Annotated in this window: 19 protein-coding genes; 9 read left to right on the plus strand and 10 right to left on the minus strand. The window is 62.1% G+C overall.

All coding sequences use genetic code 11. The features are described from left to right. Positions 1–30: 30 nt before the first annotated feature. Together ACZ881_RS05755 and ACZ881_RS05760 are read right to left on the minus strand one after the other, a co-directional pair. The gene (locus ACZ881_RS05755) at positions 31–1,434 is read right to left on the minus strand and encodes a cryptochrome/photolyase family protein (RefSeq protein ID WP_476113189.1); all 1,404 of its coding nucleotides are present in this window, start codon (positions 1,432–1,434) and stop codon (positions 31–33) included. A gap of 92 nt (positions 1,435–1,526) precedes the next feature. Next, complete coding sequence (locus tag ACZ881_RS05760; RefSeq protein ID WP_091464981.1) at positions 1,527–1,865, minus strand: hypothetical protein; 339 nt, start codon at positions 1,863–1,865, stop codon at positions 1,527–1,529. A 277-nt stretch (positions 1,866–2,142) separates the two neighbouring features. Here ACZ881_RS05760 and ACZ881_RS05765 point away from each other — a divergent pair, with 277 nt between their 5' ends. After that, positions 2,143–4,296: an amylo-alpha-1,6-glucosidase gene (locus ACZ881_RS05765; RefSeq protein WP_476113193.1), complete on the plus strand. Its 2,154-nt coding sequence runs from the start codon at positions 2,143–2,145 to the stop codon at positions 4,294–4,296. Positions 4,297–4,299: 3 nt separating this feature from the next. On the opposite strand, the gene hxlA is transcribed toward ACZ881_RS05765, so the two are convergent. Together hxlA and hxlB are read right to left on the minus strand one after the other, a co-directional pair. Continuing rightward, a complete protein-coding gene (gene hxlA / locus ACZ881_RS05770; protein WP_017199258.1) occupies positions 4,300–4,923 on the minus strand; it encodes a 3-hexulose-6-phosphate synthase in 624 nt (207 codons plus the stop codon). 80 nt (positions 4,924–5,003) lie between these two features. After that, on the minus strand, positions 5,004–5,594 hold the full coding sequence (hxlB, locus tag ACZ881_RS05775) for a 6-phospho-3-hexuloisomerase (RefSeq protein WP_476113196.1): 591 nt from the start codon (positions 5,592–5,594) through the stop codon (positions 5,004–5,006). A 150-nt stretch (positions 5,595–5,744) separates the two neighbouring features. Here hxlB and ACZ881_RS05780 point away from each other — a divergent pair, with 150 nt between their 5' ends. After that, on the plus strand, positions 5,745–7,019 hold the full coding sequence (locus ACZ881_RS05780) for a helix-turn-helix transcriptional regulator (RefSeq protein WP_476113198.1): 1,275 nt from the start codon (positions 5,745–5,747) through the stop codon (positions 7,017–7,019). Between the two features lie 5 nt (positions 7,020–7,024). Here the strand turns inward: ACZ881_RS05780 and ACZ881_RS05785 are convergent, their stop codons facing one another. Continuing rightward, positions 7,025–8,434: a ferredoxin reductase gene (locus tag ACZ881_RS05785; protein ID WP_476113200.1), complete on the minus strand. Its 1,410-nt coding sequence runs from the start codon at positions 8,432–8,434 to the stop codon at positions 7,025–7,027. Beyond that, on the minus strand, positions 8,431–9,732 hold the full coding sequence (locus ACZ881_RS05790) for an aromatic ring-hydroxylating oxygenase subunit alpha (protein WP_091464975.1): 1,302 nt from the start codon (positions 9,730–9,732) through the stop codon (positions 8,431–8,433). The genes ACZ881_RS05785 and ACZ881_RS05790 overlap by 4 nt, the downstream gene beginning before the upstream one ends. 161 nt (positions 9,733–9,893) lie before the next feature. Here ACZ881_RS05790 and ACZ881_RS05795 point away from each other — a divergent pair, with 161 nt between their 5' ends. Further along, on the plus strand, positions 9,894–10,826 hold the full coding sequence (locus tag ACZ881_RS05795) for a LysR family transcriptional regulator (RefSeq protein WP_364307492.1): 933 nt from the start codon (positions 9,894–9,896) through the stop codon (positions 10,824–10,826). 141 nt (positions 10,827–10,967) lie between these two features. Here the strand turns inward: ACZ881_RS05795 and ACZ881_RS05800 are convergent, their stop codons facing one another. From ACZ881_RS05800 to ACZ881_RS05815, 4 genes are all read right to left on the minus strand, one after another. After that, complete coding sequence (locus ACZ881_RS05800; RefSeq protein ID WP_476113203.1) at positions 10,968–12,371, minus strand: MFS transporter; 1,404 nt, start codon at positions 12,369–12,371, stop codon at positions 10,968–10,970. A gap of 134 nt (positions 12,372–12,505) precedes the next feature. Further along, on the minus strand, positions 12,506–12,730 hold the full coding sequence (locus tag ACZ881_RS05805) for a hypothetical protein (protein WP_179016472.1): 225 nt from the start codon (positions 12,728–12,730) through the stop codon (positions 12,506–12,508). 4 nt (positions 12,731–12,734) lie between these two features. Beyond that, complete coding sequence (gene pdxS / locus ACZ881_RS05810) at positions 12,735–13,649, minus strand: pyridoxal 5'-phosphate synthase lyase subunit PdxS (protein WP_476113205.1); 915 nt, start codon at positions 13,647–13,649, stop codon at positions 12,735–12,737. Between the two features lie 153 nt (positions 13,650–13,802). Continuing rightward, a complete protein-coding gene (locus ACZ881_RS05815; RefSeq protein WP_017199251.1) occupies positions 13,803–14,483 on the minus strand; it encodes a GntR family transcriptional regulator in 681 nt (226 codons plus the stop codon). Positions 14,484–14,602: 119 nt separating this feature from the next. Between ACZ881_RS05815 and purU the strand changes: the two genes are divergently transcribed. The 6 genes from purU to fdhA all read left to right on the plus strand — a co-directional run bounded on the left by purU (position 14,603) and on the right by fdhA (position 23,433). After that, entirely contained in the window at positions 14,603–15,517 is a 915-nt protein-coding gene (gene purU, locus ACZ881_RS05820; RefSeq protein ID WP_091464930.1) for a formyltetrahydrofolate deformylase, read from the plus strand. Positions 15,518–15,574: 57 nt separating this feature from the next. Further along, positions 15,575–18,067, plus strand: a complete 2,493-nt coding sequence (locus ACZ881_RS05825; RefSeq protein WP_476113211.1) for a GcvT family protein — start codon at positions 15,575–15,577, stop codon at positions 18,065–18,067. A 95-nt stretch (positions 18,068–18,162) separates the two neighbouring features. Next, entirely contained in the window at positions 18,163–18,789 is a 627-nt protein-coding gene (locus ACZ881_RS05830; RefSeq protein ID WP_476113215.1) for a cyclodeaminase/cyclohydrolase family protein, read from the plus strand. Next, positions 18,786–19,688, plus strand: a complete 903-nt coding sequence (locus tag ACZ881_RS05835) for a bifunctional 5,10-methylenetetrahydrofolate dehydrogenase/5,10-methenyltetrahydrofolate cyclohydrolase (protein WP_476113219.1) — start codon at positions 18,786–18,788, stop codon at positions 19,686–19,688. Before ACZ881_RS05830 ends, ACZ881_RS05835 begins: the two co-directional genes overlap by 4 nt. Before the next feature lie 11 nt (positions 19,689–19,699). Further along, positions 19,700–22,018 (plus strand): FdhF/YdeP family oxidoreductase, encoded by a 2,319-nt coding sequence (locus tag ACZ881_RS05840; protein ID WP_476113222.1) that lies wholly within the window; start codon positions 19,700–19,702, stop codon positions 22,016–22,018. A 197-nt stretch (positions 22,019–22,215) separates the two neighbouring features. Further along, positions 22,216–23,433, plus strand: coding sequence for a formaldehyde dehydrogenase, glutathione-independent (gene fdhA / locus ACZ881_RS05845; protein WP_179016476.1), 1,218 nt, complete (start codon positions 22,216–22,218; stop codon positions 23,431–23,433). Positions 23,434–23,517 lie beyond the last annotated feature (84 nt).

The raw sequence follows: 23,517 nt of genomic DNA on the forward strand, positions 1-23,517 counted from the left end.
TAGTCGGCCCTGCAGCAACCTCCGGAGCCCTTAGTGGACCTCCCTCATTTCCTTGTACGCTTCCAGCGCTTCCGCACGGGTGGTCTTGAGGTCCACGATTCCCTCCGGGTAGTCCGGTGTTCCGAACTCGGGAATCCAGTGGGCGATGTACTTCCCCTGGGGATCGAACTTCACGCGCTGGGCCTCCGGATTGAAGATCCTGAAGAACGGCGAAGCATCCGCCCCGGAACCGGCTACCCATTGCCAGTTGGCCGGATTCGACGCCGGATCGGCGTCCACCAAGGTGTCCCAAAACCATTGCTCCCCCAGCTGCCAATGAATGCCCAGGTTCTTCACCAGGAAGCTCGCGGCAACCATACGGACGCGGTTGTGCATCCAGCCCGTATGCCAAAGCTGCCGTTGCCCCGCGTCCACCATGGGGAAACCGGTGCGGCCCTGCTGCCAGGCCCGGAATTCCTCCGGCGCTGACTCGTGGCCGGGATGCTTGCCGTTGTTACTGCTGCCGTTATGGTTGGTGCCCGGCCACGCCCAGGGAAAGCGGTCAAACTCCGGGCGAAGGTTGGCCGTTGCGAGGCTTGGATTGTGGAAGTACTGGTGCCAGCAGAACTCGCGCCAGCCCAACTCGGAAGCATAGATAGAGGCGCTTTCGGACCGCTTGGAGCCCAGAGCATGCCACACCTCAAACGGGCTCAACTCACCCCAACGCAGATAGGGAGACAGGCAACTGCTGCCATCTCTATCCGGACGGTTGCGGCCCTCGCTGTAGTTGGAGAGGCCGCCCGCCACGAACGTGGCGAGCCGCTTGTGCCCGGCGGCAGCGCCCGGCGTCCACATTTCGGCCAATCCGCCGGACCAGTCCGGCGTGGTGGGAAGCAGTTGCCACGATTCCAGGTGGTCATGGGCTGGCAGTTTTCCGGAGAATCCGTGCCCCGCTTCCGGAACGGCCAGCGGCTCGCGGAAGTCCTGCGCAGAAACAGTCCGCCAGAAAGGGGTGAAGACCTTGTATTGCCCACCCGTTTTAGTGGTCACTTCCCACGGCTCGTGGAGAAGGGAAGCCTGAAAACTCGAGACATGCAGTCCCGCGTCTCCCGCCCAAGCCTTGATGCCGGCGTCGACCGTTCGCTCAGCGGAACCGTACCGCCGGTTCCAGTACAGCCCTCCGGCACCAATCGCCGTCGTGGTTTCGCGAACCACGTCGGCTGCAGGTCCGCGGCGGAGCAGCAGGGGAACACCCAGCTTGTCCAGGTCTTCGCGGAGGGCGGTCAGCGAGTGGTGGAGCCACCAGCGCGCGGCGCCTCCGTGGGGGCGGATACCCGGCGATTCTTCGTCAAGGACGTAGAGGGCAACGGCCGCGCCGTCGTCGACGGCGGCACGCAAGGCCGGGTTATCGGCGACCCTCAGATCGTCGCGAAACCAAACGATGGACGGTTTCATTAGAGCCTTTCAGCGAGAACCTCCGGAAACAGGAACAGCCCATGCCCCCTAAGAATCCTAGGGGCATGGGCTGAATACTTGGTGGAATGGGATCAGGCGATGGATGCCACTGCTTGTTGGCGAATTTCGGAAACCGGGATGTCCGTGGCGGTTTCGCTCCACATGGGAACACTGTTGACCACGTAGTCCCGCGCGGCTGCACCTATCATGCTCATGCCGGGATAGATTCTCTGGCCACTGATCTTGACGGGCTTGAGTCCCTGGAGTTCAAGGGCTGTTTTGAAGGCGGAGTCGGGGATGGGGATTTTGCGTCCGAGAACGCACCAGCTGATGTACAGGCCGTAGAAAGTGTCAAAGTCCAAGCCGTTCTCAGTGTCGTCCTCAAACACCACACAGTCGCGAATAAAGCTGCCAATTTGGGTGTCGGTCATTACGGGGCCTCCGGCGTCGGAAGAAATGCGGGCCGCCGGGCTGCATCAGCGAATGTCCTATCCCTCACTATAGACCCGTTCTGGTTGCCCGGACGAGGAAAAGAGATTAACTCTGGGTTGCGGGAGTGATTGTCCTCCGCAGATGCGCCGGGCATGGCAGGGCTCTGGTGCCCGCTCCCACTCCGGCGTACCGTCATTTACATCCATGCAGAAGGCCGCCCACCGGGCGGCCGCGAGAGCTCAAGCTATCCGCAAGCTCACTGATAAGGAGCATCAAGTGGCTGGATGGAATGCTGACACGGCAGCGGGGCCGCTGGGCTCCGGAACGGTCACCCTGGTGGAAGGCTCATCCTTCTGCATTTCCTCTGCCAACGGGGACATCAACCCCGAACTTCCCCACGGCGTCTTCCATCTGGACACCCGGATACTCTCCCGATGGGAGCTGACCATCAACGGCCAAACGATCGAACCCTTGGCAGCTGAAACCCGGGAACCTTACCGCGCCCTGTTCGCAGGCCGGGTACCGCGGTCGGACGGGTACGCGGACAGCCCGTTGCTGGTGGAACGCTTACGGGAAGTCGGGGCAGGAATCCTGGAAGAGATCACCGTCCGGAATTACTCCAAGCGGCCTGCAGAGTGCCGGATCCTGCTGACTGCCGAATCGGATTTCGCGGACCTCTTTGAAGTGAAGGAAGCCCGAATAACCCGGGAGTGGACGGAAACCCGCGTCCCGGGAGGCGATTCCTTGGAGATCCGCGGAAAGTGGGAGGGTATCCGGAAAAGCGTCGTGATCCGGGCCGAGGGCGCCGGCGCAGGAGCCAGGGCGTTGGGCTTCACGGCCAAGATTCCAGCTTCCGGCAGCTGGAGCACCCGCGTGAGCGTCGTCCCCACCCTCGACGGTGCAGGCACGCCGTTCGCCCATCCGGCCCGCGGGGAGTTGTCTCCCAGCGATCGTCGCCGGGAGGAATGGGTGGCCAAGATCCCCCGCCTGCAGGTGGCCAATCGTTCCATCGAACGCACCCTGAGGCGCAGCTACGAAGACCTGGGCGCGTTGCGGATCCAGGATCCGGACCATCCGAACAGGGTGGTTGTTGCGGCCGGGGCACCCTGGTTCATGACGTTGTTTGGCCGCGACTCCTTGTGGGCGTCAGAGATGGCACTGCCCGTTGACCCGTCTCTGGCATTGGGAACCCTCCGCACGCTGGCTGACCGTCAGGGAACGGTAGTGGACACCAACAGCGAGGAAGAACCGGGCAAGATCCTGCATGAAGTTCGGCTGGACGTCTCCAGCGGCTTGGCCCTGGGCGGCAAGTCCGCGTACTTCGGCAGCGTGGACGCCACTCCCCTGTTCGTCATCGTCCTGGGTTCCGTCAGCCGGTGGGGCTTCGCCAAGGATGTGATTGCGGAGCTCCTCCCCAATGCGGATCGCGCGCTTGAGTGGATCAGGGACTACGGCGACCGGGACGGCGACGGCTTCGTGGAGTATGGGCGTCCCAACGAGCACGGCCTCATCAACCAGGGCTGGAAGGACTCCTGGGACGGCATCAACTTTGCCGACGGCACCATTGCCGAGCCGCCACTGGCGCTGTGCGAAGTCCAGGCATACGTGCATGGTGCCTATATGGCGCGCGCTTGGATGGCTTACGACGACGGCGACCTCACCTTGGCAGCCGAGCTTCGGGAACGCGCGGATCGCCTCAAAAAGAAGTTCAACGAGGAGTTTTGGCTCCCGGACAAGGGCTACTACGCGGTGGCCTTGGACAAGGACAAGCGACCCGTGGATGCGTGTGCTTCAAACATGGGGCACTGCTTGTGGTTTGGGCTGGTGGATGAAGACAAGGCACCCCTCGTGGCGGAGCGGCTCATGTCCCCGGAAATGTTCAGCGGCTGGGGCGTCCGTACACTGGCCAGCGACATGGGCGCCTACAACCCTGCCAGCTACCACAATGGGTCGGTCTGGCCACATGACAACGCCCTGATAGCGGCGGGGCTGCTCCGCTACGGCTACGTGGAGGAAGCGCAGCGCATTGCCACGGCCCTCCTTGAGGCTGCCGAGTTTTCGGGCGGCAGGCTCCCCGAACTGTTCTGCGGTTTTGACCGCGGACAGTTCAGGGAGCCCGTGCCGTATCCGACTGCCTGCTCCCCGCAGGCATGGGCTGCCACCACTCCCATCCAGCTGATCACCGGACTCATGCGTTACGACGCCCACATTTCCCTGGGCGGCGTCTGGCTGGATCCGGTATTGCCGGAATCTTTCGGTGACCTGCACATCAGCAATGCCCCCATGGGGAGCGGGCGCATCACCATTGATGTCACCGGCTCTACATCCCAGGTGCAGGGACTTCCGGAGGGCCTGACACTCCACCGTGCGCAACGGCCTTGGATCACCGAGCTTGTGGAAAAGGCCGAGCTGCGGCGGACAGAACCCTAGGAACTACTGAATTGCTGCCTTGAGTTCCTTTGCAGCCAGTTCCGGATCAGCGGCGCTGTAGATTGCGCTGCCCGCAACCGCTACGTCGGCACCGGCCAACTGCACAGCTCCGATGGTTGATGCGTTCACTCCACCGGCCACAGAGAACGGTACGCGGGCCTCTTCGCCGGCGTTCAGCAGCCCACGAAGGTCGTAACCCGGCTGGGCTTGCTCATCAAGTCCAGCGTGGAATTCGATGAACTTTGCGCCCAAGGCGCGGGCTTCCTTGGCGCGGGAAACCTTGTCGGCCACACCAATCAGGTCCACCACGATGCCCTTGTTGTGGGACTGTGCCGCCTTGACTGCACCGGCAATGGTGGAGTCGTCCGCCGTTCCGAGGACCGACACCAGGTCGGCGCCTGCCTTAAAGGCGATGTCGGCTTCAAGCTCACCGGCATCCATGGTCTTCATGTCCGCGAACACGATCTTGGTGGGGTGGGCCTCCTTGATTGCCGTGACGGCTGAGAGACCCTCAGCCTTGATCAGCGGGGTGCCCAGCTCGATGATGTCCACGTGCTCGGCTACTTTGCCGGCGAGTTCCAGGGCGTCTTCGATGGTGAGGAGGTCGAGTGCAACTTGCAGTTTCATGGTGTTGTTTCCTTCTTTGGAATGGTTGGTGAATCGGGTGGGTATGGGGTGTTGCGCGGATCTCAGGGTGTTGACCGGGTCTACTCCAGGTTGGCGTGTCGCAACCAGAGCTGCTCAGCGGGCTCGTCAGTGGCTCCCCAGAGAGAATGGAAAACCGCCTCGGTTACCAGGAAGAGCGACTGTTCGAAGAGGCTGCCGGAGTACTGCTGCGAAACATCTGAGCCATGGTCCGTCTTCTGGGCGGCGGGGATAACCACCACCGTCTGGGCAAGGCCAGCCAAGGGGGACGATGAGTTGGTGGTGATTGCCGCAACCTGGGCCCCTGCCGAGAGTGCTGTTTGAGCCGCTTTGACTACCCCGGATGTAGTACCCGAACCGGAAGCGACAATCAGCAGATCCCCTGCATTGATGGCGGGGGTTGTGGTGTCACCCGCAACATGGACGGTTTTTCCGAGGTGCATGAGGCGCATGGCTGCCATCCGTAAGACCAAGCCGCTCCGACCGGCTCCGGCGAGGAAGACGCGTTCAGCACCACTGATCTCGTCTGCCAGGCGGGACACCTGTGCGTAATCAATGCGGGAGGCCGTGTGTCCCATCTCGCCCAGGATCAGGGACACGTTACTGGCTACGTCGGCACTGGTGGTTGTTGCTGTTTCTGCGGTGACGTTCACTTTCACTCCTTTTGCAGGTGGGTGCCTCTTCCCTCAAGGGGCCTACAACGATTGTTCCGGTTATTTCAGGTAGGGGTAACGCCAAAAATGGACAGTAATAACCACCCGTTTGGGTAGGCGGCTGGCTGGAACTCCTTTAGGCTTGGTGGCATGCCCCAGCCCAACGACTTCCACTGGCCCCTTCTCGATGCGGTTGCGTCCATTGCAAAAGCCCCCTTGATGGGCATTGCCGAAGAGCTTCGCGCGGCCACCCTGCCGTTCCTTACATCGAGTGCCTTGGTCATCTTCACTGAGGACTGCACGGGCCGCCCACAGAAGAAGGCCGGCGCCGAGGACATCGTCAGCAGGGTCTCCATCCCGGAATTGGAACGCTTGCGTGCCTTAGTGGACGGGGAAGGACCGTGGCAGGGGGCCGCCATGATTGGTGGTCAGCAGCGGGACGTCCTCGCATTCCGCTATCCACCAAGCAACGCCCTGCTGGTTCTCACCGATCCGGTGCTACCTGCCGCAGATAAAGACAGTGGACCCCTACGGATGGTGACCTACCTTTGGGAACTGGCAGCGGGGCGCATCCAAGAGAAGGTGAGCGACGCTCCGCCGTCGTATCTTCTGGAGTCCCGGGCCGCATCCGCGGAGCGTGTCCGAGTCACCGGCGAGCTGGTGGACCAGCACTCAACAACCCTGGAAACTGTGCTCGCGGCGTTACGTTCAAACTCCTTGGACGACCGTGCGGCCCGTACGTTCGTGACCGATCTAACCGCCAAAGCCCTGGTTGGCCTCCGGACCCTCAGTGACCGCACCAGCAACCTTGTGGAAGAGCCCGTCGCCAAGGCGTTCGAGAGGCTTCGGGAAGACCTCAGGCCACTCATGCACTTCAGCAACATCGACATCCAGTTCATCGAACCGCCTGCAAACGGAAGGGCACTGCCCGGCGAGGTGGCCCACGCCGCCAGGGCTGTGGTTCGAGGATTGGTCCTGGCTATCGCCGAGCAGTCTGATGTTCATCGGGTCCGGACGCAATGGGACTGTGATGGAGAGAACCTGCTGATCAATGTCAGGGACGACGGCGGCGGGGAGCTTTCCCCTGAAGGTCCCACGCTTGAACGGTTGCTTCAACGTGTGCAGGCCGTGGACGGGACCATGAACGTGGACGTCATGCAGGGATGGGGCGCCGATATCTCCGTGGTCCTGCCGTTGGATCCGCCGTCGACTCCCGCTGGGGACGTAGCAGAATGGGGGCTGGCCGGCAGGGAACTTGAGGTCCTTCAGTTGCTGGCTGCCGGCCAGCGTAATCGCTCGATTGCCGCTGACCTTGGCATCAGCGAGAATACTGTGAAGTTTCACCTCCGGAACCTCTTCCGGAAGCTTGACGTCCGGTCCCGCACTGAGGCCATTGCGTTGGCCCACAGTGCGGGACTCAGATAGACGTCCTAGGCGTCGATCACCATATCGGTCTGTGCGGTGGAGCAGCAGGGCAGGAACTTGCCCGCATCGATTTCACGGGCGCGGATGCCACCTTGGTGGTTCATTTCCACTTCCCCCGAAAGCTTGACTACCTTGCAGGAGCCGCACATGCCCTCTTTGCAGTTCGCGCCGATCCTGACTCCGGCACGCTGGGCCGGACCAAGGATGTGCTCGGTGGGGTCGATGCGCACATTGATGCCCGTGCGCATGAAGGACAGGGTGAGGCTTCCCGTTCCCACTGTTTCAAAGCTCGATGCGTCAGGCGCATCGACCTTCGCTCCCGCATCGGAACCGTCGTCGGACGCTTCGGGCGCGTCCGGGTCGACAGTTTCCAGTGGCAACCCTGAAGCCTTCAGCGGCCCCTCCGCGTCGTAGCCGGGCTCGTAGAGCCCGAACGCCGTGGGCTGGCTTTCGTAGTAGTCCTCAGCGGAATCGGCGATTTCCTCGGCGATTTCCTCGGCAATGTCCACTGCGAGAGCGAGCTCTGCCTGGTACTCAAGGATCGTCTGCCGATCTCCCGTGAAGAATTCCATGTGGATGGAAGTATCGTCCACGCCCACGTTGCCCAGGAGCTCGGTTGCGGTGTTCAGGTAGCCCTCGGGTCCACAGGCGTATACCTGCCGGCCATTGGCGTCGGGGGCAACCTCCTCCAGCATTGCCGCCGTCAGCCTTCCACTGAGGCCTTCCCAGCCCTCGGGCTTGCTGCGGTCACCCAGGGAGTAGAAGACCTTGATGCGCGAGTCAACGGACGCGATGTAGGCCAGCTCCTTGTTGAAGGCAAAGCCTCCGGCCTCTGCCCCGTGGTAGAGCACCACCACATCGGCTTGTCCGGGCAGGGAGTGAATGGTCCGCACCATGGACATGATGGGAGTGATGCCTGCACCGGCGGCCAGCAGGAGGTACCGGGCCCGGCGGTCGGCGTCGGGCAAGTGGAATGCCCCCACCGGTCCGAGCATGTCCAGGACGGTGCCGGGTTTGATGTTCTCGTGTACCCACGGTGAAACCAGGCCCGTGGCGTCGCGCTTGACTGTGATGTCGAAGGTCCACGGCTTGGTGGGAGCGCTGGACAGCGAGTAGCTGCGATCCACCGGATCTTCGTCCTCGCCGTTCACCGGGAAAGCAACATTAACGTACTGGCCTGCACGGAACGCCAAGGGTGCGCCATCGGTGCGACGGAACACGAAGGTCATCATGCCGCCCACTTCGGGAACAATCTCGACGCATTCGGCCATGAACTCCTGCGGATGCCAAGGACCCAACGCACGTGCTGCGCTGGCGGGTCCCTCGGTGCTGCCCATGACCCTGTTCCACGGCATTTCAAGACCGCGAATACGATGTGGCTCCTGGACTAACGTCTCAGTGAGGAGTTCCGTCATGCCAAGTGCTCCTGGACGCGCTGTACGTACCAGTTGATGAATGCCTCCACCTGGTATTCACTCTTCATGTAGGGGCCGGGCTCGTAGGCGGGGCTGCCGGCGCCCGTCTGGCACAGCTCCACAAAGGCCTTGTCCTGCAGGTTGGTCTGCTTCCAGGTGTAGGTGAGCTTCTCCAGGTCGTAGTCGACGCCTTCCACGGCGTCGTCGGCCACCAGCCACGTGGTGCGAACCAGGGACTGGTGTTCGTTGATGGGGAAGACCCCGAACGTGATGACGTGGTCGCTCTGGAAGTGGAACCAGCTGTTGGGCTGGAGGTGCATCGAGCAGCGGCCAAGACGGAAGTCACGCAAGTCACCGAGCAGCTTCTTGGAGAGCCTGCGGCCATCGGGCGAGAACGATTCGCCGTCGCCATCCAGCGATTCCCGTGAGATGCGGATTCCAGCAATGCGGGTGTCGAGCTCTTCCACCACCTCGTAGGGAAGGCCGTAGCGGCGGCAACGCTCCTCGAGCGATGCCTGTGCTTCCTTGTTGCGGTCCCACACCTCTTCAAGGTGGGCCGGGATCAGACCCTCCGTCAGGCCCCAAGTGGGGAAGAGGGAACAAGCGAGCTCCGGGTGGCCGTCGCAGTGGTAGCACTCACGGTTGTTCTCCATGACGAGCTTCCAGTTGCCCTCTTCAACGATGTTCTGCTGGTAGGCGATTTTCGTCTTGGAGAGATCATGCGGCGCGAGGTACGGCTCAAAGATCTTGGAGGTCTCGTCAAAGTCGGTGGGCGGCTCGTCCGCAATGCAGACAAAGATCAGTCCGGCAACCACGCGGCTGTGGGCGCGCTTGAGGCCGAAGCAGCCCTTGTCGAACTTCGTTTCCCCCGGCGCGGAGGCGTGGATCAGGTTGCCCTCCGGGGAGTAGGTCCAGGAGTGGTAGCCGCAGACCAGGTTGCCTGTTGACCCGGCGGGCTCGGTCAGGACACGGGCGCCGCGGTGGCGGCAGACGTTGTGCAGGACGTTCACGCCGCCGTCGTCATTGCGCAGCACGATCAGGGAGTAGGGACCATAGTCGACGGTGACGTAGTCGCCCGGCTCCGGCAGTTCGGCGATGCTGGCTGCAAAGATCCAGTGCTGGCCAAAAATGGCTTCCATGTCGATCTTGAAGATCGTGGCATCGGTGTAGAAAGGCGCATCGAGGGAATATCCCTTGCGCCGGAACTCGAACAGTTCGCTGATCTCCGCCAGCTGCTCTGCAGGCAAAGATGAAGCGAGTTTTCCGCGTGAGTTGAGGGGCAAGACTGGAGCAGACATGTATTTCCTCCCGGGAGGCGTGGGGTAAATGTGTGTTTCGTGGGACCACGGCTGCGTGGGGTGCGAGCGGCGTTGTCGAAATCCTTATAGTCATGAGATTAGGGATCATTGATCCGCAACAAAAGCGCAAGATTCAGAAGATAACCGTGCACAATAGGTGCATGATTGATGCGAGACTCATCACACTTCGAGTTTTTGCCCGTTGCGGCACCATCGGTGCCACCGCGGAGCTCACCGGCTATTCTCCCTCCGCCGTCTCCGCGCAGCTCCGCGAGCTCCAGCGGATGCTCGGAATGCAGCTGCTGACCAAGGACGGCCGGGGTGTGCGGCTGACCGCCACGGGCCGCTTTCTGGTGGCTGGTTCGGACACGCTAATCGCCGAATGGGAGCGCCTCCGCGCAGCAGCCATGGAGGCCGGCGACCAGGTACAGTCCCGTTTCGGTCTCGGCGGATTCTCGACGGCGGCGGCCCAGTTGTTGGCTCCGCTAGCCGCTACTTTGCGCACAACACGCCCTCTGCTGGAGGTACAGGTACTCGAGGCGAACCCGGCCCGCTGCTTCGACTTGTTGGTCGCCGAGCGAATCGACCTTGCCGTCATAGTTGCCATGCAGTCCGACACGTATGTTGAGGACGATCCGCGCTTCGAACAGACGGTGCTGCTCGATGACCCCCTGGACGTGATCATTCCGGCTGACCATCCGTTGGCGTCACGGGAAACGGTCACACTGGAAGAACTCGCGTCCGAACCGTGGATCACCGAATCAGCCGGGTCCACCTATCACGCCCTCTTCACAGCGGCGTTCACGGCCGTGGGAGTAACACCGCGCATTGCCCATGAAGCCGTGGAATGGGAAACCCAAATCGCTTTCGTGGGCGCTGGACTGGGCGTGGGCCTCCTGCCGCGACTGGCGCCGCTGCATAATGCCGAGAACGTGGTCCGACTCCGCATTACCGGCAAAGGCAAGCCTGCGCGACGCATCGTGGCAGCGGTGCGCAGGGGCAGCATCGCATCACCCCTGATCCAGGAGTCGCTCGGCATCCTTCAGGAGAGCGCCCACCGGATCCTCACGGCCCGCCCCGAAGACGACCGCTGAGGGACGCCCGGGCACGCCTTATGCGCCCGTCACCACACGGACTGTGCGGTGGCGGGCGCATTTGGCCCATTAATAGGTATAGGAATGTCCGACGGCGCCACTCACCGGGTCTTGAACGGGCGGCTTATTGGGCGCCTCCCATTAGACGGATGCGATGTCCACCCTGCTCTCCTTGGCTGCTGCCGGGTTTGTTTCTTTGCCGCCGGCGGCTGCCGCCAGCGACATGCCCTTGGTCTCTTCGGCCATCAAGACGCAGATCAGCCAGCCGAGGGCGGTGAGTCCGGCGGCTGCGAGCATGGTGGGCCCAATGCCCCAATCCCGTAGGGCGAAGGGGATCACGAAGGTGCCTATCGCAGCGCCGATCCGGCTTGCACCGGTGGTGATGCCGATGGCACTTGCCCGCACTTCGGTGGGAAAGAGTTCGCTGGGGTAGGCCCATTCGAGGATGTTGGGACCTCCCGAGAAGAAGGCGTACATGCAGAAGCATGCAATGATGACCGCCACAGGCGCTCCGGGGGCGAATCCGAGGACGAAGAGTGGGAGTGCCATGAGGGCGAAGCTCCAAATGATGAGCGGCCGGCGTCCCACGGTCTCGACCAGACGAAGGGCGGGAAGGCACCCCAGCAGGAAGACCGCGTTGATGATCACGGAGCCAAGGTTGGCCAGATTTCCTTCACCCAGGCCAAACGAACTGAGGATGACCGGCCCGAAAGTGAAAATTGCGAACAGCGGTGTCACTTGAAGAATGTAGAAAGCGCTGCAAAAGAACAGTCGCTTGGGGTACGGACGGCGCAGCAACAAGGAGAAGTCAACTTTTCCCTTGGCCGCTGTCCGGGCGGGAGACTGCGCTTCGGCGGCAAACACGGCAGCCGCGTCCACCTGGTCGCCCAGTCCCACACGCAGTGCATCCTCAGCTTCCTTCCGCCGGCCATTGTTCAGCAGCCAGCGGGGTGATTCAGGAATTCCGTGCCGCATGGCCAGAACAGCAATGCCCAGCACGGCAGAGCTACCCAACATCCACCGCCAGCTTTCCGGGCCGAAGACCTCGGACATGATGAACCCAACCAGGGAGGCCAGCGCAGCGCCGGCGAACCAGCCCGTGATCAGCATGCCAAGCATCTTTCCCCGCCGCTTCTGGGGCAACCACTCCGCCAACAATGCGCTGGCGATAGGGTAGTCAGCCCCGATGGCTAGTCCCACGATGAAGCGAAGGATGATCAGTTGCGTCGCATCCTGAACCACGAATTGAAGGGCGGACGCTATTACCAGCGCCCACAAGTCAATGGTGTACATCAGGCGCCGGCCGATTTTGTCCGTCAACGGCCCCAGGAATAGGGCACCGAAAAAGATACCCACCAGGGCAGAAGCGCCGATGAGGCTGACTTCGAGCTCGTTGGCACCAAATTGCGCCGTCAAACCCACCATTGCAATGCCGATGATGCTCAGCATGTATCCGTCGAGGAGAGGGCCGCCCATGCAGCCGACCACAAGTTTGCGATGAAAGGGAGAAAAGCGCGCTGAATCGAGAGTGGAGCTAAGTCCCATGGTTCTCCTTGGCCTGCTCCCCGCGACGCTGCGGGAAGCATGAATATATTAGAAATACGACAACTAATATACGAGAACGTAGTGGTGGGCTTCACACCCCGCCAATTTGTTACATCCCCAGGCGTAGTGGCTGCTCAGGCCCAGACCTGGTACCCCGTCGACTTATCGAACAGTTTCCTCGTAGAGAGACCTTCGGCGGCGATCCACAGCACGGAGTCGTCGTCGGACGCCTGCTCCACCACGCCGGTGAGAACATGGTCCCCCATCAACCACACCTCCACCGTGTGGCCGGTCAGCTGAGCCCAGTCCTTCCGGAGGCCGCGGCCGTGAACGGTTTTGACGAGAGCAAGATCGGTCATGCCCTTACCAGCCGCGTTCTGCGAGTCGGTGGGGCTGGGGGATGTCGTCGACGCTGATGCCGACCATGGCTTCGCCGAGGCCACGGGAGACCTTGGCGATCACGTCAGGATCGTCATAGTAAGCGGTTGCGTTCACGACGGCGGCGGCACGCTCTGCCGGGTTGCCGGACTTGAAGATCCCCGAACCAACGAACACGCCATCGGCGCCGAGCTGCATCATCATCGCAGCGTCAGCCGGAGTGGCGATGCCACCGGCGGTGAACAACACCACGGGGAGCTTGCCCGTGGCAGCAACTTCCTTGACCAGCTCGTACGGGGCCTGCAACTCCTTGGCCGCAACGTACAGCTCGTCCTCGGGAAGGGCGGCGAGCTTGGCGATCTCCGAACGGATCTTGCGCATGTGCCCGGTGGCGTTGGAAACATCGCCGGTGCCGGCTTCGCCCTTGGAACGGATCATCGCCGCGCCCTCGTTGATGCGGCGCAAAGCCTCACCGAGGTTGGTGGCACCGCAAACGAAGGGGACAGTGAAGTTCCACTTGTCGATGTGGTTGATGTAGTCAGCCGGGGTCAGGACCTCGGACTCGTCGATGTAGTCAACACCGAGGGACTGCAGGACCTGGGCTTCGACGAAGTGGCCGATGCGGGCCTTGGCCATGACCGGGATGGACACGGCGGCGATGATCGCATCGATCATGTCCGGATCGGACATGCGGGACACGCCGCCCTGGGCGCGGATATCGGCCGGGACACGCTCGAGCGCCATGACAGCGACGGCACCGGCATCCTCGGCGATGCGGGCCTGCTCGACGTTAACGACGTCCATGATGACGCCGCCCTTGAGCATCTCCGCCATGCCCCTCTTAACACGGCTGCCGCCAGTCAAGGGGATGTGTTCAAAAAGGTGGGGTCTTGTCGTCACGTGATACTCCAAAGGCTGAAGGCTGTGATTGCATCACAAGCGCCCGGATTCAGCGCAGAGTAGGAGAACGCGTGATATCCGGGTGATATATTAGTTGGAGTCTTCAGTATGCAAGCACCACAGCCCGGAGTCAACAGTGGGATCGGCGCTAACCTAGGCTGCGAAAAGTGCCTGCCGCACAGCGTGCTCGAAGCCACTGACATGGACGCGGGCCAACTCGGCAGCCTGATCCTCATCACCATCAATGACGGCCCTCAGCAGGTCGAGGTGCTCGCGCACATGGTGTTCCAGATCAGGCAACCGGTCCAAGACCATGCACCAGATGCGGGTAGCCAGATTGTCATAGCGGATCAGAATGTCTTCGAGGTGCGGGTTCGCGGCCGCGGCATAGATGCCTTGGTGAACACTGGCGTCCAGTCGCAGGGTTTCAACCACGGATGCCGCACTGACGTCAAAGTCCTCCACTGCGCGCATTACTTCGCGGAGGTGTTCTTTGGTGGCTGCCGAAGCAACGCGTGCAGCCCTTGCAGCAGCCAGGGGTTCCAGCTGCGCCCGGATCTCCGATATAAAGGCAAGGTCAGTTACTTCCACGCGGGTGGCAAAGGTCCCCCGCCTCGGATACGTAATGACAAGCCGATCCAACTCCAGGCGCTTCAATGCTTCACGCACCGGCGTCCGGCCAATCTCCAGGTCCCTTGCGAGTTGGTCATCATTGAGGAGGTCGCCAGGTTTGATGTCCAGCATCAACAAGCGATCCCGGAGGCGTTCGTACGCGACGTCAGCCAAGGATTTCTTCGTGGCCTCGCCGGTGACTGCCAGAGTTCCAAAAGCCACTGCGCCATCCCTTTCTTCACAACCAAAAAATCTATTGACCTGCCCTGAACACCAGTATACGCTGAATCCAATCCTAATATATCAGTACAGGACCCAGGAATATATCTTAAGGAGGAGACATGACCCTCGTGGCGACAGACTCACCGGTAAGCACCCTACCGAAGCCCGAAATGCTCAAAGAAGAGCAAGCACAGAAGTTCGTACTCACATTGTCGTGCGTCGAACGCGCCGGAATTGTCCAGGCAGTCACAACCTTCCTTTTCGAGCGCGGTTTCAACATCGAAGAGCACCAGCAGTTCGACGACGGACTCCGCCAGACACTGCACCTGCGGACTGCTTTCTCCGGCCCGCTGTCCTACTCCCCGGAGCGGCTCGAAGAGGAATTCAGAGCGATTGCTGACCGCTTCGAGATGAAGTTCAGCTTCCACGACCAAACCAAGAAGCGGGTCCTGGTAATGGTGTCCAAGTTCGGGCACTGCCTCAATGACCTCATCTTCCGCTGGCGGGGCGGCAGCCTCGGCGGTGACATCGTTGTGGTTGCCTCCAACCATGAAACCCACCGCGCCATGGCTGAAGCCGCTGGCCTGCCCTTTGTCTACATTCCTGTCACCCCGGATACCAAGGCGGACGCTGAGCAGCGGCTCCTGGACCTGGTGGAAGAGTACAACGTTGACCTCGTAGTGCTGGCGCGGTACATGCAAGTACTTTCGGACGACCTGTGCCGTGCCCTCGAAGGACGCGCCATCAACATCCACCACTCCTTCCTGCCGGGATTCAAGGGGGCCCGCCCCTACCACCAGGCCTATGACCGCGGCGTGAAGCTGGTGGGTGCCACTGCCCACTACGTCACCGCTGACTTGGACGAGGGACCGATCATCGAGCAGGAAGTCATCCGCGTCGATCACAGCTACGGTCCCACCACACTCTCAACCGTGGGCCAGGACGCCGAAGCCTTGGCATTGTCCCGCGCGGTCAGGTGGCATTGCGAACACCGCGTGCTGCTGGACCAGACCAGCACCGTGGTTTTCCGCTAAACCAAGCACCAGAACACCAGCAGACTCACCCCTATTAACTTCAGCAGGAGAACCCCCATGGCATCCACGCCTCGCATTGTCATCATCGGAGCTGGGATTGTTGGCACCAACCTCGCCGACGAACTGGTCACCCGCGGTTGGAACAACATCACCGTCCTGGATCAAGGACCCCTGAACATGCCCGGTGGCTCAACTTCCCACGCACCGGGCCTGGTTTTCCAGACCAACCCCTCAAAGTCCATGGCACTCTTCGCCAAGTACACAGTGGAGAAGCTGCTGTCCCTCACGGAGGACGGCCAAAGCTGCTTCAACCAGGTGGGCGGCCTTGAAGTTGCCACTACCGAGACCCGTCTGGCCGACCTGAAGCGCAAGCTCGGCTACGCACAGTCATGGGGCATCGACGGCAAGATCCTCTCCCGCGAGGAATGCAAGGAGCTCTACCCCCTGATCAATGAGGAAGACATTCTGGGCGGCCTCCACGTCCCCACGGATGGCCTGGCTCTTGCTGCCCGCGCCGTGCAGTTGCTCATCAAACGCACTGAAGCCGCCGGCGTGAAGTACATCGGCAACACAGAGGTAACCGGCATCGAGCAGTCAAACCGCCGCGTGACCGGCGTCGAGACCCCCGACGGCGTGATCCCGGCGGACATCGTGGTTTCCTGTGCCGGCTTCTGGGGCGCCAAGGTGGGCGAGTTGATCGGGATGTCCGTTCCGCTCCTCCCGCTGGCCCACCAGTACGTAAAAACGACGCCGGTCCCCGCCCAGAAGGGCAAGAACGAACTTCCCAACGGTGCCCGGCTGCCGATCCTGCGCCACCAGGACCAGGATCTGTACTACCGCGAGCACGGTGACCGTTACGGCATTGGCTCCTACGCCCACCGCCCCATGCCCGTGGATCTCGATGAACTCGGAAGCTACGAGCCCAGCAGCATCACCGAACACAACATGCCCTCGCGCCTGGACTTCACGCTGGAAGACTTCCTTCCCGCGTGGGAAGCAACCAAGCAGATCCTGCCGGCACTGCGTGAAAGCGAAATCGAGGATGGCTTCAACGGCATCTTCTCCTTCACCCCGGATGGTGGCTCCCTGGTGGGCGAGTCCAAGGAAGTTGACGGCTTCTTCGTTGCCGAGGCCGTGTGGGTCACTCACTCCGCCGGCATCGCCCGTGCCGTGGCTGAGCTCCTGATCGAAGGAAAGTCGCAGATTGACCTCGGTGACTGCGACATCCACCGCTTCGAAGAGGTCCAGCTGACCCCCGAATACGTCAGCGAAACCTCCCAGCAGAACTTCGTGGAGATCTACGATGTGATGCACCCGCTCCAGCCAAAGCTTTCTCCCCGCAACCTCCGCGTCAGCCCCTTCCACGCGCGCCACAAGCAGTTGGGCGGCTACTTCCTGGAAGGTGCCGGATGGGAGCGCCCTTACTGGTTCGAAGCCAACGCCGAGCTCCTCAAGGAAATGCCGGACGACTGGCAGCCGCCGGCCCGCGACGCTTGGTCCGGTATGTTCAGCTCCCCCATCGCCGCGGCTGAGGCTTGGAAGACCCGCACAGCAGTTGCCATGTACGACATGACGCCGCTGAAGCGCCTCGAAGTGTCCGGCCCTGGAGCCTTGAAGTTGCTGCAGGAACTGACCACCGGCGACCTTGCCAAGAAGCCCGGCGCCGTGACCTACACGCTGCTTCTGGATGAAGCCGGTGGCGTACGAAGCGACATCACCGTGGCCCGCCTGAGTGAAGACACTTTTCAGCTTGGCGCCAACGGCAACATGGACACCGCCTACTTCGAGCGCGCGGCCCGGCACCAGACCGAAAATGGAGGCGCCGGAGACTGGGTCCAGGTCCGCGACACCACGGGCGGCACCTGCTGCATCGGCTTGTGGGGTCCCCTCGCCCGTGACCTCATCAGCACGGTGAGCAGCGACGACTTCACAAACGACGGCCTGAAGTACTTCCGTGCCAAGAAAGTCACCATCGGAGGAGTCACTGTCACCGCGATGCGGCTCTCCTACGTGGGCGAACTGGGCTGGGAGCTCTACACCAGCGCCGACAACGGGCAGCGCCTCTGGGACGCCTTGTGGAAGGCCGGCCAGCCGTTCGGCGTCATCGCCGCGGGCCGTGCCGCCTTCAGCTCGCTGCGACTCGAAAAGGGCTACCGTTCCTGGGGCTCGGACATGACCACTGAGCACGACCCCTTTGAAGCCGGCCTTGGCTTCGCCGTGAAGATGACCAAGGAGAACTTCGTCGGCAAAGCCGCCTTGGAAGGGCGCAGTGAGGAAAGCTCGGCCCGCCGCCTGCGCTGCTTGACCGTCGACGACGGCAGGAGCCTGGTGCTGGGCAAGGAACCGGTGTTCTACAAGGACCAGGCGGTGGGTTACGTCACCAGCGCAGCCTACGGTTACTCCGTCCGCAAGCCGATTGCCTACGCCTACTTGCCCTCTGCAGTGTCCCTCGGAGACTCCGTGGAAATTGAGTACTTCGGACGCCGCATCCAAGCCACCGTGACCGAAGATCCGCTGTACGACCCCACCATGAGCCGGCTCCGGGGCTAACAGCCCACGCAGCCACCAACGCATGCGGCCCGGACCCTTCCCCTCGCACAGACCGGGTCCGGGCCGCTGCTTTCCCCCTTCAGCCAGGAAGACCCATGATCAGTTCAGAAACCATCCATGATTACCTCTCCAGGCTCGCTTCACGTCAGCCCACTCCCGGTGGAGGCGCAGCCGCTGCCTTGCATGCCGCCCAAGGTGCTGCCTTGGTAGCCATGGTGGCCAGGTACACCACCGGTGCCAAGTACGAAGAGCACGCCGCACTGGTAACCCGGATCACCAGCGCCGCCGACCACCTGATCGTCGAGGCCCTGCGTCTCGCGGACGCCGACGAGCACGCCTTCCAGTCAGTCATCGACTCCTACAAGCTCCCCTCGGAATCCGACGAACTCAAGGCAACAAAGACCGCCGCCATCCAGGAGGCCCTGGTTCAGGCCGCCCATACCCCCGCGCAGCTCATCAAAGTTGCCGGCGAAGTGGTGGATCTTGCCACGGAACTCTTTGACGTGGCGAATCCCAACGTCATCAGCGACATCGCCGCTGCTGCCGATGCAGCCCGAGCAGCTGCCACCACGGCCCGGGTCAACATCGACATCAATGTAGTCGCCATCAAGCACGGCGAAGCCCGTTCCCGCCTGGCGGAACAGACGAACGGCATTGAGGACAAAGTGGTTCTCGCCGCCGATGCCCTGGTGCAGCGCGTACGCGAAAGGATCCTCTCATGACCACCAAACTGCGCGGGAACACCAAAGTGCTTTCCGGCAAGCCGCTCGCTGCCCTTATCCAGCAGCGCGCCCATGAGGAGACCGCCCTCCTGGATGACGAGGGCATTCGCCCGGTCCTGGCTGTTGTTGTTGCAACGGACGACGAAGCGACGCACTGGTACGTCCGCTCCATCGAGCGTGCAGCCGGACGTGCCGGTATTGGTTGCAGGATCGTCGATCTTGGTCACGATGCCACCGAGCAAGTGCTGGCCAGCGTCCTGGCCGACCTCAGCGCCGAGCCATCCGTCCACGGCATCATCCTCCAGACTCCCCTGCCTGCGGCTGTCCGCGCTGACCGGCTGGTGGGCCTCATCGCTCCGGAAAAGGATATCGACGGCGCCAATCCGCTCAGCCTCGGCCGCTTGGCCGTGGGGCAGCCCGCCTTCGCACCCGCTACTGCCCAGGCCGTGCTGGAGTTACTGGACCACTTCCAGATTCCGGTTGCCGGGCGTAACGTGGCCGTCGTCGGGCGTTCCGCCGTGGTGGGCAAGCCACTGTCCCTGCTCCTCCTCGAAAGGGACGCAACCGTCACCATCTGCCATTCCAAATCAGGGCCGCTGGAACGCTATACCCAGCCGGCCGACGTCGTGGTTGTTGCCGCCGGGCGGACCGGGCTGCTGAAGGGCAGCCACCTTTCCCCGGAGACTGTGGTGATCGACGTCGGCACGAACGTCCTGCCCGATGGTTCCCTGGTGGGTGATGTTGACGAAGCCAGCGTCACCGGCGTCGCGGCGGGCCTGAGTCCGGTTCCGGGCGGCGTCGGGTCAGTGACCACCGCGCTTTTGCTGCTGCACACGGTTGAAGCCGCCCGGCAACAGTCCCGCACCACGCTGCTCACTGCTTCCACTTCCCGGATCTGAAGGGTTCCCCCATGCATTCCAAAGCCCCCCGCGAGAACATCGACGAGTCAAAGCTGACCGTCACCAAACCCAAGACCAAGGCCGTGGGCATCCCCGCTGTTGCCAACGCCTTGAAGATTTCGCTGGAACAGATGGGACCACTGCGCAGCGTTCAGACCCTGCTGGCAGTGAACCAGCTGGATGGCTTCGACTGCATGGGGTGCGCCTGGCCCGAGCACGAAAAGCGCAACGCGGCAGAGTTCTGCGAGAACGGTGCCAAAGCAGTGGCCGAGGAAGCCACCCGGCGCCGTGTCACGCCGGAGTTTTTCGCTCAGCATTCCATCGCCGACCTCAAGACGCGCGACGACTTCTGGCTGGGCCAGCAAGGCCGGCTCACCCACCCGATGTTCCTGGACGAAGGCGCTACCCACTACAGGGCCATCGACTGGGAGGAAGCCTATGACCTCATGGCTGAGGAGCTGCGGAGCCTGGAACACCCCGACGAAGCCGTCTTCTACACCTCCGGCCGGACCTCCAATGAAGCAGCATTCGTTTACCAACTCCTGGTTCGCGGCCTGGGCACCAACAACCTCCCGGACTGCTCCAACATGTGCCACGAGTCCTCCGGTTCCGCACTGGTGGAAACCATCGGCATCGGCAAGGGTTCCGTCAGCCTGGTGGACCTGGAGACGGCGTCGCTGATCTTCGTGGCCGGGCAGAATCCCGGTACCAACCACCCGCGCATGCTCAGTGCGCTGGAAAACGCGAAGAAAAACGGCGCTGTCATCGTGTCCGTCAATCCCCTTCCCGAAGCAGGCCTCCTGCACTTCGAGAACCCGCAGCACGTGGCCGGCATGATTCAAGGGACCCAACTGACGGACGACTTCCTGCAGATCCGCGCCGGCGGCGACCAAGCCCTCTTCCAAGGCTTGGGCAAATACCTGCTTGAAGCCGAAGCTGCCGGACGGAACACCCCGGGCCTGCAAACTGTCCTGGACCATGACTTCATCAACAACCACACCGTGGGCATCGACGACTACCTGCGCTATCTGGAAAAGGTGGAGTGGGAAGACATTGTGGAGGCAACCGGCCTCACCCTTGAGCAGATCCATTCAACAGGTGAACGGATGCTCGCCTCCAGCGCCACCATCGTGTGCTGGGCCATGGGCCTGACCCAGCACAAACACTCCGTACCCACCCTCCGCGATGTAGTCAACGTTCTCCTGCTTCAAGGCAACATCGGCAAGCCCGGGGCCGGCGTTTGTCCTGTGCGCGGCCACTCGAACGTCCAGGGTGACCGGACCATGGGCATCTTCGAGAAGATGCCGGAGACGTTCCACGACCGGCTGGACCAGGAATTCGAGTTCCGGTCTCCGCGCGAGCACGGCTTTGACACCGTGGCAGCCATCCGCGCCATGCGGGACGGCAAAGTCCGTTTCTTCATGGGCATGGGCGGCAACTTCGTCCGGGCCGCCCCCGATTCCGACGTCACCGAGCAAGCCCTGGCCAACACCCGGCTGACCGTTCAGATCTCCACGAAATTGAACCACTCGCACTTGTCCACGGGTCGCCGGGCCCTGATCCTGCCTACCCTGGGACGCACCGAGAAGGATACCCAGCGGACCGGAGACCAGCGGGTCACCGTGGAAGACTCCATGAGCGCTGTCCACGCATCACGGGGACGCCTCAAGCCTGCAAGTGAGCACCTCCACTCCGAAGTAGCAATTGTGTGCAACCTTGCAGACAGGCTGTTCAGAGACGGCCACCAGCGCCTGCCCAACACCCCGCAGGCTTCCTGGCTGGCCATGAGGGATGACTACTCGCTGATCCGCAAACATATTGAAGCGGTATTTGACGGCTTTGAAGACTTCGAAGCACGGATTCAGCACCCGGGCGGTTTTGTCCTGCCACACCCGCCGCGCGATGCCAGGAAGTTCGACACCGCATCAGGAAAAGCACACTTCACCGGCAATGAGCTGGAGTTCATCAAGATCCCGCCTGGCCGCTTGGTCCTGCAAACCCTGCGTTCACACGACCAGTACAACACCACCATCTACGGCAAGGACGATCGTTATCGTGGCATCCATGGTGGGCGTCGCGTGGTGCTCATCAACGCTGACGACATCACCGAGCTGGGCTTTGCCGACGGCGACATGGTGCACCTGATCTCGGAATTCCAAGGAACGGACCGGCGGGCCGAGAACTTCCGCATCGTCTCGTATTCAACGCCGAAAGGTTGTGCCGCCGCGTACTACCCGGAGACCAATGTCCTGGTTCCTCTGGACTCTGTGGCGGACACCAGCGGAACGCCCACCTCCAAATCCGTGATCATCCGGTTGGAGAAGGCTTAGGAGCCGCTGTACACCATGAGTTGCGTCACATAGTATGACTGATATATCTATCACGCACTGATGGAAATATCAGCTGTCCGGTTGTCCGTGAATGGTGCTTCGATGGCCTGAAACCTGGGGAGGTATTTCCTCATCGAAGCACCGCTTTCGGACCATTGGGCAGCAGTTCAGCAATAGCCAAAGAAGAGGGAGTGACCATGTCAGGAAACAGAGCAGTCGCCTACAAGGAACCTGGTGTCGTCGAGATCATCGACACCGACTACCCAACGTTTGAGCTTAAGGACGGACCGGGCGTCAACCCGGCCAACGTCGGCCGGAAGGTGCCTCATGGCGCGATCCTCCGCACTGTAACCACCAACATCTGCGGTTCGGACCAGCACATGGTTCGCGGACGCACCACTGCTCCGCAGGACCTGGTCCTCGGCCACGAAATCACGGGCGAAGTGGTGGAGGTGGGACCCGACGTCGAGTTCATCAAGGTAGGCGACATCGTCTCGGTGCCGTTCAACATTTCCTGTGGCCGTTGCCGGAACTGCAAGGAGCAGAAGACCGGCATCTGCCTCAATGTCAACCCCGACCGCCCCGGCAGCGCCTACGGCTACGTGGACATGGGAGGCTGGGTGGGCGGACAAGCAGAGTTCGTGCTGGTCCCTTACGCCGACTGGAACCTGCTGCGCTTCCCGGACCGCGATCAGGCCCTGGAAAAAATCATGGACCTGACCATGCTCTCGGACATCTTCCCCACTGGCTTCCATGGTGCCGTCACTGCCGGCGTCGGCGTGGGGTCAACAGTTTACGTCGCAGGTGCCGGGCCCGTGGGCCTTGCTGCTGCCGTGGGCGCACAGCTGCTTGGCGCCGCCGTCGTGATTGTGGGCGATATGAACGAGGACCGCCTGGCACAGGCGCGTTCCTTCGGCTGTGAAACAGTCAACGTGTCCAACGGCGATCCGAAGGAGCAGATCGCACAGATCCTCGGCGTTCCGGAAGTGGATTGCGGTGTGGACGCGGTGGGCTTTGAAGCCCGCGGCCACGGTAAGGATGCCTCACACGAGGCTCCTGCCACTGTGTTGAACTCCCTCATGGACATCACCGCCGCCGGTGGATCCTTGGGCATTCCGGGGCTCTACGTCACCGGCGACCCGGGCGGAATCGACGATGCCGCCAAGCACGGCTCACTCTCGCTGTCCCTTGGTACCGGCTGGGCCAAGTCCCTGTCCTTCACCACCGGCCAATGCCCGGTCATGAAATACAACCGGCAACTGATGATGGCGATCCTCCATGACAAGGTCCAGATCGCCAAGGCAGTCAACGCCCAAGCCATCCCGCTCGAGGACGCTCCGCGCGGCTACGCCGAGTTCGACGCCGGAGCGGCAACAAAGTTCGTGCTGAACCCCAACGGCTACGTGAAGTCCTAATACACGCCCGGCTCAGTACGCACCACACGGATACCGGGGACTGCGCGGCAAGAATTACGGGAAGGCCGGGCAGTCCCCGGTATC

It is taken from the genome of Paenarthrobacter sp. TE3676 (genome assembly GCF_056279165.1).